This window comes from Cereibacter changlensis JA139 (genome assembly GCF_003034985.1).
Taxonomy (GTDB): Bacteria; Pseudomonadota; Alphaproteobacteria; order Rhodobacterales; family Rhodobacteraceae; genus Cereibacter; species Cereibacter changlensis.
Map to the genome: position 1 here is coordinate 1 of NZ_PZKG01000004.1, position 19,799 is coordinate 19,799.

The following is a 19,799-nucleotide window of genomic DNA, read 5'->3' on the forward strand; positions in this document are numbered from 1 at the left end:
GTGGCCCGACAGGATCACCCCGCCCGCGACCTCGGGCCCGACATGGGCGTAGAGCGCGGCCTTGGTCCGCTCGGCGTTCCAGACCCTATGGGCGGTGATGCCGAAACCCTCGAGATATTCCTCCACCCAGTCGACCAGCGCGAGGTTGCTGTCGCGGCTGACGGTCGGGAAGGCCACCAGACGGTCGAGGATCTGCCGGGGCGTGAGGACGGTGGGCATGTGCGGTCTCCTGATGCAGCCCGCAGCGTGGCCGGGGCGTCCGGGAAGGTCAAGGGCCGGGGGTCGCCTTCCCCCGGCCTCGCCCGGTCAGAAGCTGGACAGCAGGTTCAGCGAGATGCGGCTGAGGTCGTCATGCTCGCGGTGGTCGATCGGCGCCGCCACGTTCAGGTTCAGCGTGCCGAGCGGGCTGGTCCAGTAGAGCGCGAGCCCCGCGGCGCTGCGCAGGTCGTAGCTGTCGTCGATCACCCCGCTGCCGCCGACCGGCGGGCCGTCGAGCTTCCAGACCGAGCCCGCGTCGACGAAGGCCCCGACCGAGAATTGCGGCGCGATGTCCCGGCGCAGCTCGACGCTGCCGAGGGCATAGCGCTGGCCGCCGAGCGCGGTGTCGTAGCTGTCCTCGACATAGTCGCGCGGCCCGACGCCGCCGATGCCGTAGCCGCGCGGGGCGCGGCCGCCGAGGAAAGCGCGGTCGTGGATCGACAGCGGCCCGTCGCCCTTGGCCTCGATGGCCCCTGCCCCGAAGCCGGCGCTGATCACCCAGCCCGCCGCCGGGCTGCGCGCCCAGAGACCGCTGACCTCGAGTCCCTGGAAGCGCCGGTCGCCGCCGAGGCTGGCGGTATAGGTCAGGTCCAGCACCTCGCCATGCGTCGGCAGCTGGCGGCGGTCGATCTGGCCGAAACGGGCCGAAAGCTCGATCCCCGCCGCGTCGCTGCTGCCCTGCTCGTCGAGGATCAGCGGCGAGGTTTCCTCGCGGATGTCGTCGATCTCGTCATGCTGCCAGAACAGCCCGCCCTGCAGCGAGAGCCGCGGCGCGACATCGGCAGCCAGCGCCGCCGAGAGCCGGCTGCGCGAGGAGGAGAAGCTGTCGTCGTCCCAGTCGCTTTCGCTGTGGCTCGCCGAGAAGATCAGCCGGGTGTCCGAGCCGAGCCGGGTGTCGCCGAGCTCGTGGGTGTAGCGCAGCCGCAGCCGGGCGTCCTTGCCCTCGTCGCCCTGGCGGAACTCCAGGCCGAGGTCGACGCCGCTGTTCAGGATGTTGGTCCCCTCCAGCCCGATGCTGCCGATGGCGCCGCGGGTCGAGGAATAGGCGGCCCCGGCGGTGAGCTCGGTCTGGCCGCCCTGCTGCGCCTCGGCGGCGCCGGCGAGGGACAGCATCGCGGCGGCGAGAACCAGCGGATGGGAAACGGCGGTCATGTCATTCTCCTGTAACGCGCGAGGGCGCGACGATCACGCAGTCGAGGCCGGGCAGCAGGCCGGGCGCTTGAAGCGTGAAGAAAACCGAGATCGTGCTGGACGAGACATCGGCCAGCGGGGCGGCATAGTCGAAATCGAGCCCATGCTCGGCGCCGCCGATCCGGGCGCGGAAATCGCTGGCCGCGATGAAGGCCGGCACCTCGGCGGCGGGCACATAGGCCTCGACCCGCAAGGGATCGGTGACGGTGATGGTGGCGATCGGCTGCTGGGCGTCGGGCGCCTCGCCCGGGTCGATCAGCGCCTCGGCCACGGTGCCGGCCACCGGGCTGCGCACGACCGAGCGCTCCACCCCCAGCCGCACCCGATCGGCCTCCAGCGCCGCCAGATGCAGTTCCGCCTCGGCCCGGGCCAGATCGCCGCGCGCGCTGTCCAGATCGAGCCGCGCGGTCTCCACCTCGGATTCCGAGATGGCCCGGCTCTTCAGCGCCCGCTCCAGCCGCGCCAGCCGCACCTGCAGCGCGGCGACGCGGGTCGCGGCCGAGTCGCGCGCCGAGGCATCGGCGGCGCGGGCCTCGGCCAACGCCAGCTCGGCCCGGCCGAGCGCCGCGTCGAAACGCACCAGAACGTCGCCCGCCGCCACCTGCTGGCCCGGCCGCACCTCCACCGTCTCGATCACGCCGCTGACCGGCGGCGCGACCTTCACCTCGCGCGAGGCGCGCACGGCGCAGGAGACCGGCATCTCGGCCCCTGCCCAAGGCTGCTGGGCATAGGGGGACGGCGCATAAGGCGTCGGGGCCTGCTGCGCCAGGGCGCAGGCAGGCCAGAGCAGCACCAGCGGCAGGGCGCAGTCAGCCCAGGACATTCTTGCTCATCGCCCCGGTCAGGAATTGCAGCCGGACCCAGGCGCGCAGGTATTCGATGCGCTGGACCTCCAGCTCCATCTTGAACTCGCCCGCCTGCCGCTCGCGCGCGGCGAGGATCAGGTTGTTCGACTCGCCGGTTTCCAGCCGGTCACGCTCGGTTCTGACGTTGGCATTGGCCGAGTTGTAGGCCTGCGACAGCCGCCCGATGGCGCTGGAGAGCTGTTTCATCCGCTCCAGCGTCATCAGCGTCTCGGTGTCGACCTGGCGGCGGGTGGCGTGGAAATCGACGATCGAGGCGCGCAGGTCGACGTTGGCGTCCAGCGTCCGAAGACCGTCGCCGCGGGCGTTGAAGATCGGCAGCGTCAGCCGCACGCCGGTCGTCGTCTCCTCGGTCTCGGAGCCGCCGCCGAAGCGGCTGCCCTCGCGGGTCTCGGTCTCCATCCGCATGAAGAGGTCGACCACCGGGGCGAAGTCGGCGGCGATGGCCTGCTTGCGGGTCAGGTCGGCCTGAACCACCGACATGGCGATGGTGAGGAGTTCGGCGTTGTTGCGCCGCGCCGCCTCCTTGGCGGCCTCCGGGCTCAGCCGCTGCTCGGTGCCGAGCACGCCGTTCGGCACGGCGACCGGCTGCACGTCGGAGATGGCGGTGCCGGTCAGATAGGCGAGCCGGCTCAGCGCCTCGACATAGCGGGTGGTCTCGATCGCCCGGTCGCTCTCGGCCTGGGCCTGTTCCGACAGGATGGAGCGGCGCGAGGTCTCGTTGGCGAGACCCGACTCCGAGAGCGAGGCCTCGGCGCCGGCCTGGGCGCGCAGGCTGGCGCTGCGACGGCCGAGCTCGTCCATCTTCATCTTGCTCTGGCTGGCCAGCAGATAGGCGTCGAAGGTCTCGTAGAGCGCCTTCTGCACCGAGGCGATGTAGCGCGCCTCCGAGGCGGTCCGCGCCGTCCGGCCGAGCTGGATGCCGTAGACCCGGCTCATGTCGATCAGCGGCTGCTTCAGCTCCAGCGTCAGGGTCGTCACCGGATAGGTGGCGGTACCTTTCTCGAAGACGCCGTTGTCGGAGGCGACCACCGTGGTCTCTACGGTGCTGGAGACATAGTTGGCGCTGATCTGCGGCAGGTAGCCGAAGATCGCCCGCATCCGCTGGGCGTCAGCGCGGTTGATGTCCTGCGCGGCGCGGCCGATGTCGGGGTTGTGCTCCAGCGCGGCGCGCAGCAGTTCGCCCAGCGGCCGCGGCGCGGCGTTGCCGACGGCGTCGCCGCCGAGCGCCTCGTTCAGCCCGGCGATCGAATTGGCGCGCGACATGGTCTTGTCGAAACGCTCGTCGGCCTTGGCGCGGGTGTCTTCCGGCAGGCCGTTGTCGACCAGCTTGCCCAGCCGCTCCGGCGTCGCCTTGTTCGACATGCCGTCGCAGCCGGCAAGACCAAGGCAGGCGCCGACCGCGAGCAAGGATATCGTCCTTCTGTACATCTTCCGTCCCTCTCCGTGGGGCTTTTGCCCTAGGTGTTTTCCAGCCGTTGCTGCCGTTCGGCGATCTCGGCGTCTCTGAATTGCGCGATCTTGGCGGCGACCCAGCCGGCGGCATGCCGCCAGACCGGGATCGGCGCGAAGGCGATGCGGGCCTGCGCCCCGCCCGGCCCGAAGCCGGCGGGCGAGGCGTCGAAGGCGAGCCGCAGGGTGAAGCTGCGCTGCGCCGTCGCCGCCTCGGCGTCGGTGCGGACCTCCTCGGCCAGCCGCGCGCGGTCGGTAGCTACCGGCAGGTAGCGCCCGCCGACCCGCAGGGTGATGTCGCTCAGACCGCGGTCGAAATGCTGCACCCGGCTTTCGGGGAAGGCCCCGACCAGCACCGTCTGCTCCGCCTCGGGCAGGAACTGGCCGATCACCGCCCCGGCGGCGAGGTACTCGCCCGGATGCAGCACCCGGGTCAGGGTGAAGCGGCCAGCGGCGGACGCCGCGATCTGCAGCGCCGCGGCGTCGGCCCGGGCCAGCGCCAGCTGCGCCTCGGCGGTGGCGACCTGCTCGGCCCCGCGCTGCGCGCCGGCGGCGCCGACGGCGGTGTCGATCCGGCGGGCGAGATCGGCCTCGGCCCGGCGCAGCTCGGCCAGGGCGAGGCGCGAGGCGATATCGGCGTTCTCCAGCGCCAGCAGCGGCTGCCCGGCCTCGACCCGCGCATCGGGCGCGGCGGCGCGCAGCACGGCGCCCGGCCGGTCGACGGTGACGGAATAGGTGGCCAGCGTGTCGGGGGCCATGTCGATCACCGTCACCGGCGACAGCGGCACGAAGGCCAGCCCGACCAGCGCCAGCCCGGCCAGCGCGGCAAAGGCCCGGCGGCGCGGCTTGCCCTCGACCGGCGCGGCCTCGGGCCCCGGCGGCGGCACGGCGCGGACCTTCTGCAACAGCGGCCCGACGAACATCAGCCAGCCGCCCCAGGCACCGACGATCAGCCCGACGCCGAGATAACGCGGCAGGAGGTTCCAGACCAGCGTCGCCAGGATGAACCAGCGGTAGATCATCGAGGCGAGGCCGTAGAGCGCCAGCACCATCTCGGTGCGGAGCCGGAAGCGCGGCGGCTGCGCGGTCAGCCCCAGCCCCGAGCGCCAGAGCCGGCGCAGCGAAGCGGTGGCGTCGGTGCCGAGGTTGCGGTGGCCCAGCACGTCGGCGAGGATGAAATAGCCGTCCATCCGCATCAGCGGGTTGGCGTTGAACACGATAGAGCTGAACACCGAGAAGACGAAGGCCCGGCCCAGCACCTGGCGCAGTTCGGCCCCGTCGGTCAGGTGCCAGCAGATGAACAGCGTGAGCCCGACGGCGATGTCGGTGAGGATGCCCGCCGCCGAGATCAGGATGCGCTGGCCGCGCGTCGCCACCAGATCGGCCTCGGAACAGTCGACATAGGGGATCGGGTAGAGCCCGATCAGGTTCAGCCCGGCCTTGCGCAGCCGCACGCCGCAGCGGGTCGCGGCCAGCAGGTGCCCGGTCTCGTGGATCAGCTTCAGGAAAGGCGAGACGAGGCCGAAGGTCAGCAGCGCCTCGACCGAGAAGACATCGCGGAACTCGACCATGATGGCCCAGTCGTTGCGGATGCCGAGCACCAGCACCACCAGCGCCAGCAGCACCAGCGTCGCCGCCCCGGGCCAGCCGAAGCAGCGCCGGGCGAGGCCTTCGAGCGGCGGCTGCAGCCGGCTGGCGTCGAGCAGCGGGATCTGCATCTGCAGCGGGTTGAAGCGCTTTTTCGTGAAGCGCGCCCCGTCGCGCATCTGCCGCAGCCAGGCCAGGGCGGTGAAGCCGCGCTTGGCGTCCTCCTGGCTCAGCCGGTCGCGCGCCGCGGCGTCGCCCAGCGCCGCGCCGGCGAAACCGCGATAGGCCAGCGCCGCCTGCCGGCTGAGCCGCAGGATCTGGCCGCTGACGCGGTCGCAAAGCAGATAGCTGAACCCTCGACCCTCGACCGAAAGGTGCAGCTCGATCTGCTTCACCAGCGCAGGCCGAGGTAGGTCCATGCCGTGATCCTTGCGTATTCGATGAGGTAGTGGGTCAGGCCCAGTATCCGGGGCGTCGTCTCTCCTTGCATGCGGGCGTAGCCGGTGAGTCCGGCCATCAGCCGGTCGTCGGCGTCGAGGATGCGGGCGGTGGCCTCCAGCCGTTCGTCGCCACTCTGCGGGTCGCGGACGAGGACCGGCGGGGTGAGGATCTCCACCGGGTAGTCGGCGTCAGTCAGGCCGCGAAACAGCGCCTCGCCCTTCGCGCCCTCGACGAGGCGGCGGGCGTCGACGCGGGACAGGGTCAGCACCATGAGGAAGTCATGGTCGGTCTGCACCGTCACCACGTCGCGCCCGGCGGTGAAGCCGGCGCCGATGGTGTTCTGCGCGATGGCCGAGATGACGCGGCCGGTCGCCGGGGCGGCGAGGAACAGCTTTTCCAGCCGGCGGCGCAGCTCGGCGGCGCGGGCCTCGGCGATCTGGCGGCGGCTCTGGTGCAGCTGCACCGCGCCATAGTCGTTCTCCGCCATCGCCGCCTGTGCGTTCAGCTCTTCCACCACCACGGTCAGCTGTTCCTGCGCCAGCTGCTCGGATAGGGATTGCGAGCGGAAGCGGGCGACCGGCTGGCCCTCTGTGACCTGATCGCCGACCCGGACCAGCATCGCCTCCAGCGTCGCATCGGTGCCGAGCGCCGCCACCACGGAATGCGCCGGGACCGCGACGCCCGAGAGGGTGATGCGCTGCGGCACCGGCCAGAGCAGGAAGATCGCCAGCGCCAGCCCCGCCACCGCGGCGGCGGGCCGCCACCAGCGGGCCACCGGAGCCTCGCCCGCCTGACGCAGCGGGCGCATGAGCTGCATCAGAGCCGGCAGGTCGGCGGCGAGACCCTCCGGTGGCTCCGGCGCGTCGAACAGGATCGCGCCATAGGCGCCGGGCGTGGCGGGCCATTGCAGCGTCAGCGACGCGGCGCCGAACCGCTCGAGGATCAGGCTGGCCTCGAGCTGCGCCGGATCGGCCTCCGCCGCGGCGGGGTCACGCTCGAAGCGCTTTGGCATGCCGCTGGCGGCAGCGAGCCGCAGGAAGCCGCGCAAGAGGTCGGCGTGCCGGCGCAGCCGCGCATCAGAGCTCCAGAGCTTGCCGGGCTTCGCGCCCTTCAGGGTGAAGACCGCCAGCCCGCTGGCCTGCCCGGTCTCGACCAGCTGCTCGCCCAGGAACTGCACCAGCGGCTCGGGCCGCTTCAGCGGGGCCTTCAGCCGCGCGGCCAGCCCGGCCAGCCGCGCCGCCGCATCGGGCGCCGTCTTGCGGCTGCCGCCGGCCGCGGCCAGCCCGGCGGAGAGCGCCTGCGCCCGCCCGAGCAGCGGCGCGAGGTCGGTCAGCGAGGGCACCGCCGGCAGCAGCCACAGGCACCAGCGGCCCGGCGGCAGCGGCACCGACAGCACCATGCCGCCGCCGAAACGCCGGGCGGCAGGCCTGTCCTGCAAGAGATCGGCCATGGCTGCGCGATCGGCGGGCGACGGGGGGTCGCCCAACACGCGCAGGACTGTCTGTCCCGCATCTGTCACGAAGACGGATGTGGCCTGATCGAGCAAGGACGGCGCTTCCGGCTCAGATTTCGATCTTGCCGAACTGGTCTTCGTAGGCCTTCAGCGAGCTGGCGAGGATCGCCGCGAAACGCTTGGCTGCGAAGGGGTTCAGCACGAGGCGGGTCGACAGGTTCACGTCGACCTCCTTGTTCTCGGCCGCCGAGCCGCGCCAGTTCTGGTGCGTGCCGAACAGCAGGTAGAACTCTTCGCGGTTGGCCGTGGCGGTGCCGATGTTGGCGTAGACGCTCTCCATCTTGTCGTCATGCCAGTTGATGGTCATGCCGTTCATGGTGCTGGTCTGCTTAGACTTGGCGGCGGGGGTATCGGACATGGGTCAGCCTTCCTTCAAGTTTCATTCTGCCGCGAGGGGCCGTTCGCCCATCGCCGCGTCGTTCTGGGCGCGCTGGTGCAGCACCTTCGCCAGCCGCTCGATCAGCAGCTCCAGCATCACCGGATCGGTGTCGCCCGACAGCAGCCCGGCCTCGATCAGCGAGGACAGCATGCTGTCGGCCAGCAGTTCGGAATCCGCGCCCATGGCGATCATCTGCGCCATGGCGCGCAGCATGCGCGGCTCGTCCAGCATGTCGATGGTGCGCCGCCAGAGATCGGGGTCCAGCGCGTTGCGACCGGGGAAGGTCAGCACCTTGCCGAGCGAGCCGTCCTCCACCGCGTCCAGCGGGTTGCCGATGGCGGCGTTCTGCTGGGCGTTCGACACCACGTCGACCGCGCCGGCCCCGGCGAAGTTCGATGTGTAGAGATAGCGCTGGTCGTTCTCGGCCCGGCCCTCGAAGCCCTGCGGCAGCCAGGCGCGGAACAGGCCCGCGTAGCCGTCGGAGAAGATCGCATCCTCGGCGGTGTCGCCGTAGAACATGTCGGGGCCGAGGTTGCCGACCATTACGTCATGGTCGCCCTCGCCGTGGATGTGGTCGTAGCCGCCCTGGATGAAGGCGAAGTTGGTGTCGATGGTCAGCCATTCGGTCAGGCCGCCCTTGGCCTCGTCGACCCAGCGGCGGGTGATGATGGCGGTGTCGCCGATCAGGATGTCCTGGCCGTCGCCGCCATACATCAGGTCGGCGCCGAAGCCCGCCACCGCGATGTCATTGCCGATCCCGCCATAGATCAGGTCGTCGCCGCCGATGTCGATCCGGGTGGCTTCGAGTCGCAGCATCCGGTCCGCCGCCGACTGGCCGGGAAGCCGGTCATGCGGGTGCAGGAAGGTGAAGAGCGCGATGTCGCCGAGGATCACGTCATCGCCGCCGCCGGCGCGGATCGTGTCATTACCCGCCTGGCCCATCAGGATGTCGTCGCCGAGATCCTCCGCATCGGCGTAGATCAGGTCGTCGCCGCCGCGTTCGATGTCGGTCATTTCCAGCGTGACGATGTCGGTAGCGTTGACGAAGGTGACCTCGCCGGAGTCGCCGAAGACCACGTCCTCGCCGCTGCACGCGTCCACCGTGTCGTCGCCCTGGCCGGCCAGCACGATGTCGTTGCCCGAACCGGCCTCGATCCAGTCGTCGCCGGCAAGCTCGCCAACCAGCGAGGTGACGCGGCCCACCGCGCCGTCCAGCGGGGCCACGTAGCGCCCGTTATCGCCGAGGATCACGTCGTCGCCGGCGGTGGCCAGCAACGTGTCGGTGCCCGTGCCGCCGAAGATCACGTCATCGCCGGAGCCGGTGGTGATGTGGTCCTCGCCGCCCTCCTCCGGGGTCAGGGTCTCGATGACCTCGCCCTCGAAGGCGGTGAGCCCGGTCCAGGAGATGAAGCCGGCGTCGCCGGTCACCCGGTTGCCGCCGCCGCCCAGCACCGCGACATCGTCGCCGCCGCTGAGGATCACCCGGTTGCGGCCGTTCCCGCCGGTGACGCTGTCATTGCCGTCGGTCGCCCGCCAGACGCCGGTGGCCTCGTTCGCCCCGATCTCGCCGAGATCGGCGAGGATGACGTTCTCGCCGTCGCCGACGGTCACCGCATCGTCGCCCAGACCGGCGAGCACGCGGTTGTCGCCATCGCCGAGCAGGATCACGTCATCGCCGCCAGTCGTACCCTCGTCCAGCGCGGTGGCGACCTGCGAGCCGTCGGCCTTGCGGGTCAGATCGATGACGCCATTGTCGCCCAGAAGCGTGTTCCGACCGTCGCCCGAGGTGATGCGGTCATTGCCCAGACCGGCAAGGATCAGGTTGTCACCGTTGAGCGTGGTGATCACGTCATCCCCACCCGTGTCGGCGTTGCCGAGGAGGGTAGCATCGACAGAGCCATCCGCGTTGCGGATCACCTGCATCTCGCCCGCGTCGCCCAACACCGCATTGTCGCCCTCGCCCGAGGTGACCGTGTCGTCGCCGAGGCCGGCGAGGATCAGGTTGTCGCCGTTCCGGGTGGTGATCTCGTCATTGCCGCCGAGCCCGGAGTCATCGCGCAGATCGAACTCCGCAGACCCATCCGCCTCGCGGATCACCTGCATCCTGCCCGCGTCGCCCAGCACCGTGTTATCACCCTCGCCCGAGGTGACCGTGTCGTTGCCGAGGCCGGCGAGGATGAGGTTGTGACCATCGCCCGTGACGATCACATCCTTGCCGCCGCTGACGCCATCGTCGCTCAGTTCGGCGGTCACCGTTCCGTCGTTCTGGAACGTCAGTTCGATGACGCCGTCGTCGCCGAGGATGACGTTGTCGCCCTCGCCGCCCTCGATGCGGTCATCGCCCTGCCCGCCCGCGATCACGTCGCGGACAGCGCCACCGAGCACGGTGTCGTTTCCGGCATTGGCTTCCTTGACGGCCGTGACCCGCATGCCGCCCGACAGGATCTCGATCACCCCGTCATCGCCGAGCACGTAGTTCTCATGCCCGCCGAGCGTGACGTGGTCGTCGCCGCCGCCCATCACGGCGCGCAGCACGCCCGGGCCGGCCACGGCGGTGTCATTGCCGTCGGTCTGCGCATTCACCGCCTCGACCCGCTTGGCGATGCCGTCGATCCTGGCGCGGGTGGCCGCATCCTCTGCCAGTTGCTCCGGCGTCGCGTCCTGCCCCGGCGCGCGGTAGCCGCGCAGCTCCTGCAGCGCCTTGCTGTCCAGCGTCATCGCGCCGTTGTCGCCCAGAAGGATCAGCCCGCCATCGCCGACCGCCGAGATCCGGTCGTTGCCGGAGCCGGCGATCACCAGGGTGGTGACATCGACGCCGTCGCCATTGCCCGTGGTGATGCTGTCGTCGCCCCCGAGCGTGCTTGCCGTGCCGGTGACCGTGGCGTTCACCAAGTCGATGGTCCCGAGGTCGCCCAGCACGATGTCGCCGCCGGTTCCCGAGGTGATGGTGTCCGCCCCCTCGCCCGCCAGGATCAGGTCGTTGCCCGCGCCGGTGGAGATCAGGTCGGCGCCGCCCGCGGCGTTGCTGAAGGTCTCGAGCCTGGTCACCGCCTCGTTCAGCCGCGCGCCGCGCACGCCGCCGAAGTCGCCGATGACGACGTTGCTGCCCTCGAGGTCGGTGATCGTGTCGACCTTGCCGTTGTTGCCGCCGCCGACCATCACGTCGTCGCCCGCCCCGCCGAACAGCGTGTCGCCGCCGGCGTGCGCCGAGCCGTCGAACTCGGTCTCGATATCCTCGGCCACCAGGTTGGCGGAGAGCCGGATGCGGGCGAAATCACCCAAGAGCACGTCGTTGCCGCGGTCGCCGTACAGGGTGTCGTCGCCGCCGCCGCCGATCAGGATGTCGTCGGCATCGCCGCCGCGGATGACGTCGTTGCCGTCGGCCGCGTCGCGCAGGCTGACGTTCACCGCCTGGCCGAAGCCGGTGTTCTTGTCGTAGCTCTCGATCGAGATCGTCTCGCCGGTCTTCACCGAGGTGAAGTCGAAGGTGCCGCCGCCGACGATGTCGATGCCGAGCCCGCCGTAGAGCATGTCATTGCCGGCGCCGCCCTCGATCACGTCATTGCCGAGCTGGCCGAAGATCCGGTCGTCGCCGGCCCCGCCGATGATGATGTCGGCCCCGTCGCGCTGCGCCAGCTGGTTCAGCTTGGCCGCCTGCGGGCTGGATGTGGGGTCGAGCAGACCGCTCTCGCCCGTGGCCTTGCCCCAGCCCCAGACTTCCGAGGACATGGCGCCGGTGCGCAGGATGTCGGCGCCCGCGCCGCCCTCGATGAAGGCCTGCGCCCCGGCCACGGTGACGTCGTCGTCGCCCGCCCCGGCATAGACCTTGACCACGCCGGTGGACCCCGCGCCGGCCTTGATCCTGTCATTGCCCGAGCCGGTCATGATCAGCCCGTTGCCGGCGCCGGTCGTGATGCTGTCGGCGGTGGAGCTCGCCTTGGCCTGGGTCGAACGGGTGTAGTCGTCGAGGAAGCCCGCGAGGGTGACCTTCTGTGCGTTGCCGTCGATGTCGGTGATGGCGTAGCTGGCCTTGGCAGCGCCGCTCGTTTCGACCTGGCCTTCGGTCGTGATGCCGAGCAGCGAACAGATCTCGCTCTTGCTCAGGTCCTTGTCGGCGAAGGTCGCGACGAAGAGGTCGCGCATGCCGTAATCGCCGTCGCCGAAGAAGACGACATTGCCGCCGGGGATGTCCACCGTGTCGGCGCCGGAACCGCCGAAGATCACATAGGTGCCCTTGGCCCCGGGATTGGCGGTGACGGTGTTCACGCCGTCGCCGAGGAACAGCACCACCAACCCGTCGTCGGGCAGCTTGATCGTGTCGTTGCCGTCCTCGGTATAGACCACGATCGGGATGTCGGTGGTGAGTTCGGACATGTCGACGGTGTTGTTGCCCTTGCCCGCCGGGATGATGATCCCGCCGACATTCTGGTTCATGTCGCCGGCCAGCTTGCCCTGCTCGTTCGAGAGGTTGATCTGGATCGGCGAGTTCGGGCCGTCCAGGGTGATGACGTCGTTGCCGTCCTTGTCCATGGTGGACATGGAGTTGCCGATGTTCGAGCCGACGGCCAGCACCGCGGTTTCGCCGTTGTCCACCTCGGGTGACAGCCGCGGCGGCAGGGGAAGACCGCCGAAGGGGATCTTCACGTCAAGATCGACGATGTCGATGTCGAAGGTCAGGTTGATGAAGCCGAGCTTGATGCCGGCCCAGACCGACAGGTAGAAGTTGATCCCGAATTCGCCCTCGAAGAGGTAGCCGAGCAGCTTGCTCGGATCCTCGGCCCCCGCGTCGAGGATCGCCAGCAGTTCCGGGAAGCGCAGCTTGCCGTCGTCGTTCGGGTCGTTGAAGCCCATCCAGACATTGGCCCCGCCGCCGATGTTCAGACCGGCGATGCCGAGGTTCAGCGCGGCGTCGACCTGGAAGCCGACGTCGATGAAGGGCTTGGTGTCGAGGAAGACGCCGTCCAGCAGCCGCTCGGGGTCCAGCGTGTTGACGAAGTTCACGATGCCCGACAGGTCATAGCCCGCCGATAGCCCGGCATAGGCATGGGCGCCCAGCTCGAACTTCAGCGCGCGCGAGATGGCGCCGCTGACCCAGCCCGGCGCACCGATCTCGTCCATGATCAGGTCGACGAAATCGGTCTTGGGCAGGTTCAGGTTGAACAGGGTGAAGTGGACCTTCACCAGATCGACCTGATCGTATTTGCCCAAGAGGATGTTCATCGCCGAGAAGGGATCGGTCAAGAGCGGCAGTTCCAGCGCGAAGCCGTTCGCCAGGCTGCCGAAGACCCCGAAGGTCGAGCCGGTGGAGCTGGAGGCGAGCACCGCGCTGGAGGAGTTGCTGGAATCCATCACGACGCTGGAGCTGTCGAGCTTGCCGGTCGCCTCGTCGCCCGCGAAGGAGTTGGAGAAGTCGAAGGTGCCGAAGACGAACTGGCCGCCGGTGGCGTTCAGCTTGGAGACGAAGTTGGCGATGTCGGTCACCGTCTTCAGCACCGAACTGACCACGCCGAAGATCGGGAAGGCCTTGGATAGCGCGTCGACGACGAAGCTGAACGGCACCTCGTTCATCCAGGCGAAGATGTCGACCAGCGGCTCGATGAAGGACATGATCGGGTCGAGCACCGGGGCGATGATCGCGTCGTAGATCACGCTGGCGTCGATCCGGACATCCTCGAAGGCCACCTTGGTGAAGGTGAAACCCGCGTCATCCGCCGAGGTGTAGCCGCCGAGGATGATCAGCTCGGTCTTCACCGAAGGGATGATCTGCTTGCCGCCGATCAGCAGCGGGGTGTTGCCGTCCTTGGTCGGGTCGATGATGTTGGCGGTCAGGCCGAGCTGGATGTCGACGCTGGCGTTGAAGGTGAAGGCCACGAGGCCGGTGGCCGACATCCGGGTCAGGTAGACCAGCTTCTCGTAGGACAGCTCCAGCCCGGTCCCGGTCACCGGGGTGATGTCGCCCAGATCGATGGCGATCTCCTCGCCGTTCGCGGTGCCGTCGCGGTCGATGATGGCGAGGCCTTGGTCGCCGAAGAGATCGACGCCCAGCGAGGCGGTCACCACGGCCGTGCCCTCGCCCGTGCCGTCGCCGATGTAGCTGCCCTCGACCTTGGTGATCGCGTCGACGTCGATGCCCAGCACGCCCATCAGCTTGGCCGAGCCCTGGAAGGTGCCGGCGTCGGCGGTGATGCCGATGCGGATCTCCTCCACATCGGTGTCGTTCAAGAGGAAGAAGCCAGTCTTGTTCAGGCCGAAGCCGATGTTCACGCTGTAGTCGAGGGTGATGCGGATGCCGGAGCCTTCCTTCACCGCCAGGTCGAAGCCCGGCAGGCCGAGGTCGAAGGCGATGTCGAGGAACTCGTCGAAGATCACCGCGCTGAAGTTGATCGCGCCGTAGAGGTAGCTGTCGCTCAGCCCGCCCTCGGTGTCGAGCGCTGCCTGGATGAACTGGATCGGCTCATTGCCCGGGTTGAACACCTCGTTCAACTTGTCGTTGAACCAGCCGGTCAGCAGGTCGACCGTGGTCGGCAGGGTGCCGTCGGCCTTGGGGGTGTTGGCGATCTCGCGCGCGTCGGCCAGCACGCCGTAGCGGAAATCGGTGAAGAAGGTGACGGCCGAGCCGATGGCGTCGCCCACCACCGGCAGGTCGATGGTCTTGAGATACTCGTCGAACAGCTGCTGCATCCGGTCGAGGATCATGTCGAGCCCGTTGAGCACCGCCGCCGGATCGTTCAGGAAGGCCAGGATGTTGAAGTCCGACAGGAAGTCGGTGAGATCGGAGATCGAGGGCAGCTCCAGCGCGAATTCGCCCTTGAGGCCCGTGCCGTTCCAGAGGTTGATCAGGTCGCCCGAGAAGCTGTCGAGAACCTCGCCGCTCAGCTTGACCTCGCCGCCGGTGGTCAGCAGGTCGGATCTGAAGGTCAGTCCGTGCTCGTCGGGGTTCAGGAAGCCGAGGCTGTCCTGGAAGGCCAGATCGACGACGACGCCGATCGCCACGTCGAGGTTGAACAGGTCGAGCACCGAACGGCCGGTGTCGGTGACCAGCGAGACGAGGTCGGCGAAGTCGTACTGCCCCTCGTGCTCGTCGCCGTCGATGTCGTTGAAGCCGAGCGCCAGATGCGCCGGATCGGTGGAATCGGCGCCAGCGCTCAGCATTGCCGTGCCGTTCACCACGTTGATCGAGATCGGCCCGAAGCCGAGCTTCAGGTTCAGACCATCCGGCGCGCCGGCGGTGAACTCCAGCTTCAGCCCGGATTTCTCGGTGTCGAGATAGACCCGCGGCGCGCCGATCTCCTGCGACTCGCGCAGGATGGAGGAGCTGGCCGAGCCGTTCAGCACCGTTCCGAGCGTCTCGAAGCCAAGCAGGCGCGCGGCGTTGGAGCCGCCGAGCTCGAAGATCTCGAAGGTGACGGCATGGCCGCCGTCGGTGCCCGAGACGCCGAAGACCACCGGGTCGGCGCCGATGCTCTCGGCGAAGTTGCTGCCGACGAGACGGATCACGCCATCGACCAGCTCGGCCGTGATCAGCTGGCCGACGGCCATGGTCCAGCCGGTGACGGCGCGGCTGGAGATCTCGCTGCGGTCGATGTCGGCGGCCTTGAGGGCGGCGTTCAGCGCCTCGACGAAACCTTCGGCGGTGCGGCCTTCCTCGGCGGGGATGGTGATGTCGACGCCGGCGCCGAGGCTCTCGCCATCCAGCCCGAAGGCGAGGTGGAAGCTGTAGCCCGCCGCAAAATCCTCGAAGCCCTCGGCCAGGGTCAGGACGGTCTCGCCCTCGACCACCTCGGCCACCGCCGCCTCGGCGCCGAACAGCGCCTCGACATCGTCGCTCAGGATCAGCCCGGTGTTGCTGTCGGCCAGGGTGATCTGCCCGGTCTCGGCGTCGAAGCCGAAGCTGACATGGTCGCCGATGGCGGTCTGCAGCTGGTCGTTGATCTTGGTGACCAGCTCTTCCAGCGTGGTCGCGCCGGCGATGTCGATGTTCACCGTCTGGCTTTCGCCGGTGTCGGCGTCCTTCCAGCGGATGCGCAGGTCATGCGCGCCTTCGGCCGATTCCACCAGCGAGGCCACGGTGGCGAGATCGGTCAGCGCGGTTTCGCCGCTGGCCAGCTCGGGCGCGTCGAGCAGGGTCTTCGACAGGTCGATGCCGAAGACGAAGTTCATGGTCAGGTCGGGATCGAAGACCAGCGTGCCGTCGCCCTTCACGTCGGCGAGATTGGTCAGGATCGAGGCCGCATCCTCGCCGACGATCGCCGCCAGCTGGTCGCCGATCAGCGAGGCCAGATCGAAGTTGAACGGCAGCTGCTCGGCGTAATCCTCGAGGAAGGTGAAGCGCAGGCCGAAGCCGAGGGTCTTGCTGTCGGCGTCCCAATCCAGATCGACGGTATCCTGGCCGAAGACGCCTTCCAGCATGGTCTCCAGCTTGGCCAGACCCGATTGCGGATCGGCGCGCAGGGCCTTCATCTCCTCGCTGAGGTCCTTGGCGAAATCAACCGCGTCGAGCAGCGAGAAGTTCAGCAGCGGGATGTTCTGGTCGAGGAAGGGCAGCTTTTCCTTCAGCGTCTCGCCGGCGAGGCTGACGAGGTTCAGGATGGTCTCGAAACTGTCGAGGATGTCGCCGTCACCGAGGCTGGCCAGCGCCTCGATCTCGTCGACGCCCTCGCCCAGCAGGCGGTAGTTGGCGGAGTCGAGCGGCCGGGCCAGATCGTCGATCGTCAAAGCGACGCCGTCGATGATGCCCTCGTTCAGACCCTCGATGCCGACGACGTTCAGCTTCACGTCGCCAAGCTGCAGGTAGAGCTGCGACAGGATCTCGCCTTCCGACGGCTCGTAGCCGTCGGCGTCGACATGGCGCAGGTCGTCACGCTCGGTGGTCGCTTCCCCGTCGGTGTCGAGCAGCGCGCCCTTGCCGTCGGTGACGATGCCGCCCTGCAGGTCGGCGCGACCGACCAGAGTGTTCAGCCCGCGGGTCACGTCGAGATTGCCCTCGGCGTCCTCGTAGAGGAAGGCGTCGATGATGTTCTGCAGCGTCGCCCGTTCCGAGAAGGCCCCGTCGCCGTCGCGGCCGATGATGCTGAAGTCGAACTGGGTGTCGATCTCGAGGAAGTTCAGCGCCGCATTGTCGGCGCCGAAGCTCAGCGACATCAGGCCCAGATTGGCGCTGCCGGTGATGTTGGTGGCGCTGCCGGTAATCTGCGCCTCGAGCGCCAGATCGGCGAAGAAGATGTTGTCGAGCAGCGCCTGACCCAGCGCGATCTCGGTCTCCTCGCTGTCCCCCGCCTCGTCCAGCTCGCGCCGGGCGTCGATTGCGTTGTCGGCGTCGGAACCCGCGGTCAGCGCCGCGGCGAAGCCGACGAGGTCGATGCCCACGGCGGCGTCGAACTTCGCCGACAGCGCCGCCTGAACCCGCACCGAGAGCGACAGGTTGGACAGCGCGTCCAGCCCCAGGTCGGACAGGCCGAAGTTGCCCTCGATCTCGCCCTCGACCGACACCTCGGGGAAGGAGAAGACCAGCGCGCCATCCTCGGTCAGCTGCAGCGAGGCGCCGGCCAGCGTCTCGGTCTCGGCCAGGCGCACGTTCACCCATTCCATCAGCGACTCGAGGTCGAAGGCGCGGGTCAGCTTCTCCGGATCGGCGCCGAAGGTCAGACTCGTGCCGGACGGCCCAACCGCCGAGAAGGTGAAGCTGCCGTCGTCCAGCTTCACCTCGACCGGCACGCCGCTCTCTTCCAGAGCCGTCTCGAAGGCGGCGAGGATGCCCTCGAGGTTCGGCTCGTTATCCGACCCGTACCAGCCGTCCTCGGGCTTCAGCACGGTGACCGGGATCGTCTCGCCATCCACCACCGCGGTGAAGATCATCTGCTCGACGCCGATCATCGCGTCGGCGAAGTCGTCGCCCGGGGTGAAGCTGAGGGTCTGGGCCGAGGTCATGCTGAGAGCGGCGATCTCGTCCTCGCCCTCCGAGAAGACGCCGGTGGTGACGGTCAGCTGGTCCTCGTCGAAGCCGAGCGTGGCGAAATCGAAATCCGCCACCGCCGTATCGTTCTCGCGCCGGGCCCCGACCAGGGCCAGCGCGTTCTGCGGCGCGCTGCTGCCGCCGGAGCCGATGCGCAGCGTCTGGCCCGAGGCGGTGACGGCGAAGCCGTAGGCGGCCAGCGCCGCGTTCATCAGCCCGGCCAGCGCCTCGGTCTTCTCGGCGTCCGTGGCGGTGGAGCTGGAGAGCACGGAGTTGCCGGTGAGGGTGACAGTGACTGTCTCGCGACCGCTGTCAGTGACCACGACGAAATCGAGCTTGGCGACGCCTTCCAGCGCGTCCAGATCGATCTGGGTCGCCAGTTCGGTCACATCGGTGGTGAGCTCGGTCATCGAGCCCGACTCGGCCGAGAAGCCGAGCGCCGTGGTGTCGATGTGGAACAGGTCGCCCAGCGAGGTGAAGACCGAGGAAATCTCGCCCAGGATCGAGGAGAGCTCGGCATCGGTGAAGGGGATCGAGACGTTGAACAGCGAGCTGGACAGCACGCCCCCCAGCACGTCGCCGATATCGGCGAGGAACTGGCTGATCTGGTCCATGCCCATCGCGGCCAGACCCTCGATGGCGCTCTCCATCCGGTCGCGCAGCGCCTCGTCCTCGATCGACTCGGAAAGATCGACATCGAAGCCCAGCGAGGCGTCGGACAGGAAGCGGGAGATCCGTTCGGCATGGGTTGCACCCGAGGGCAGATCGGCCAGCAGCACCGAGGACAGCGCGAGGTTCACCCCGTAAGCCATCCCTGCCCCGCCGGGCCCGCTGATCGCGCCGAAGAGATCGAGCGTGCCGGAGAGTTGCAGCGCCGCCAGCTGATAGGCCTCGCCGGTCGCGATCTGGATGAACTCGTCGCCGCCGACCTCCTGGATCTGGGTGCTGATGCCGAGCTCGCCACTGGCAAGCGACTGCACGTCCAGCGAATTGCCGATGATCATCGAGACGCCGAGATCCTCATCCGCCGCGTGGCTGATCACGACCCGGAACTCCGCCAGCGTCACCGCGTCGAGGCCGAGCGACAGCAGGCCGAGGTTCACCGGGCCGTCGAGCGCGCCGGTGTCGAACTGGCCGCCGAATTGCAGCAGCGGGTCGAAGTCGAGATTGTCGACATGCAGCCGGATCTCGGTGCCGGCATCGGTCTGGGCGATCTCGCCGCCCAGCTGGAAGCGGAACTGCGTCGCATCAGAGCTGACCGACAGGTCGAAGGGGGCCACGCCGGTGCCGCTGGCCCATTCGAGCAGCGAGTCGAGGTTGAAACCGAAGGTCGGCAGGTTCACCGCCACGTCGACGCGGCTCCCGTTCTCCGCGTTCTGGGTGAAGCTGACCAGCGTCTGCCCGCCGAGCGTGATGTCCTCCAAGAGGACCCCGAACTGGCCGTTCAGCACCTCGGCGTAATGCGTGTCGGAGCCGGTGGTGATGGCGGTCCGCACCGCTTCGGCATCGAGGGAAGAATTGCCCGCGACGATCTTGTCCACCAGAGTGTCGATGCTGGTCTGCAGCGTGTTGTTGGTGAAGACGGACAGACTGAAGGTCTCGGCCATATCCGCCGCGCCGACAATGTCGCTGCCGAAGGCCTCGTTGATCTTCGCCGCCAGGTCGACCGCCGCCGCATCATCCGCCGTGTCGATGCCCAGCAGCTCCATCGCCAGGGTCGAGCTGTCGCGCAGCGCCGCCATCGTGTTGCGCAGCCGGTCAGCGATCTCCTCGATTTCCTCGAAGCCGGGCAGCGCCGCGGCGTCGGTCGCATCGGTCAGCACGTCCAGCACCCCGAGCGCCGCCGTCGCGAGATCATCGAACTGCTCGAGGAAGTCGTCGAAACCTTCGACCTGCGCCTCGATCAGGTCATGCACCCCCGCCAGCAGTGAGGCGATATCGTCGGCCCCGCCAAGATCCCAGCCCAGCGTCGCGTCCATCAGCAGCCGCGGCTCGAGCGGAACGAAATCCGGCTCTGCAGTGCTGCCAGCGAGAGGCGTCACCGGCTTGGAGGCTGCCGAGAGGTCGGAAAAGGACGAGGTGAGTCCGCTGGTCATCGAGGTGCTCTCCAGAGCCGATGGAAGGGGAAATTCCGCAGCCAGGGCGGGCAAGTCACTCGCAAGC

Annotated in this window: 7 protein-coding genes and 1 pseudogene; all 8 read right to left on the reverse strand. The window is 68.8% G+C overall.

Annotation, left to right across the window (positions count from 1 at the left end):
- Nucleotides 1-219, reverse strand: a pseudogene (locus C5F48_RS01680) (acetylornithine deacetylase); the annotation flags it as partial.
- An 87-nt stretch (nt 220-306) separates the two neighbouring features.
- Nucleotides 307-1,410: a BamA/TamA family outer membrane protein gene (locus tag C5F48_RS01685; RefSeq protein ID WP_107662175.1), complete on the reverse strand. Its 1,104-nt coding sequence runs from the start codon at nt 1,408-1,410 to the stop codon at nt 307-309.
- A gap of 1 nt (nt 1,411) precedes the next feature.
- Complete coding sequence (locus C5F48_RS01690) at nt 1,412-2,272, reverse strand: efflux RND transporter periplasmic adaptor subunit (protein ID WP_107662176.1); 861 nt, start codon at nt 2,270-2,272, stop codon at nt 1,412-1,414.
- On the reverse strand, nt 2,259-3,722 hold the full coding sequence (locus C5F48_RS01695; protein WP_170139652.1) for a TolC family protein: 1,464 nt from the start codon (nt 3,720-3,722) through the stop codon (nt 2,259-2,261). The genes C5F48_RS01690 and C5F48_RS01695 overlap by 14 nt, the downstream gene beginning before the upstream one ends.
- Nucleotides 3,723-3,772: 50 nt before the next feature.
- Nucleotides 3,773-5,770, reverse strand: coding sequence for a M50 family metallopeptidase (locus C5F48_RS01700; protein ID WP_107662178.1), 1,998 nt, complete (start codon nt 5,768-5,770; stop codon nt 3,773-3,775).
- Complete coding sequence (locus tag C5F48_RS01705; RefSeq protein WP_107662179.1) at nt 5,743-7,242, reverse strand: efflux RND transporter periplasmic adaptor subunit; 1,500 nt, start codon at nt 7,240-7,242, stop codon at nt 5,743-5,745. The genes C5F48_RS01700 and C5F48_RS01705 overlap by 28 nt, the downstream gene beginning before the upstream one ends.
- 112 nt (nt 7,243-7,354) lie before the next feature.
- A complete protein-coding gene (locus C5F48_RS01710) occupies nt 7,355-7,663 on the reverse strand; it encodes a DUF3467 domain-containing protein (protein WP_211246086.1) in 309 nt (102 codons plus the stop codon).
- A gap of 21 nt (nt 7,664-7,684) precedes the next feature.
- Complete coding sequence (locus C5F48_RS01715; RefSeq protein ID WP_107662180.1) at nt 7,685-19,732, reverse strand: calcium-binding protein; 12,048 nt, start codon at nt 19,730-19,732, stop codon at nt 7,685-7,687.
- Nucleotides 19,733-19,799 lie beyond the last annotated feature (67 nt).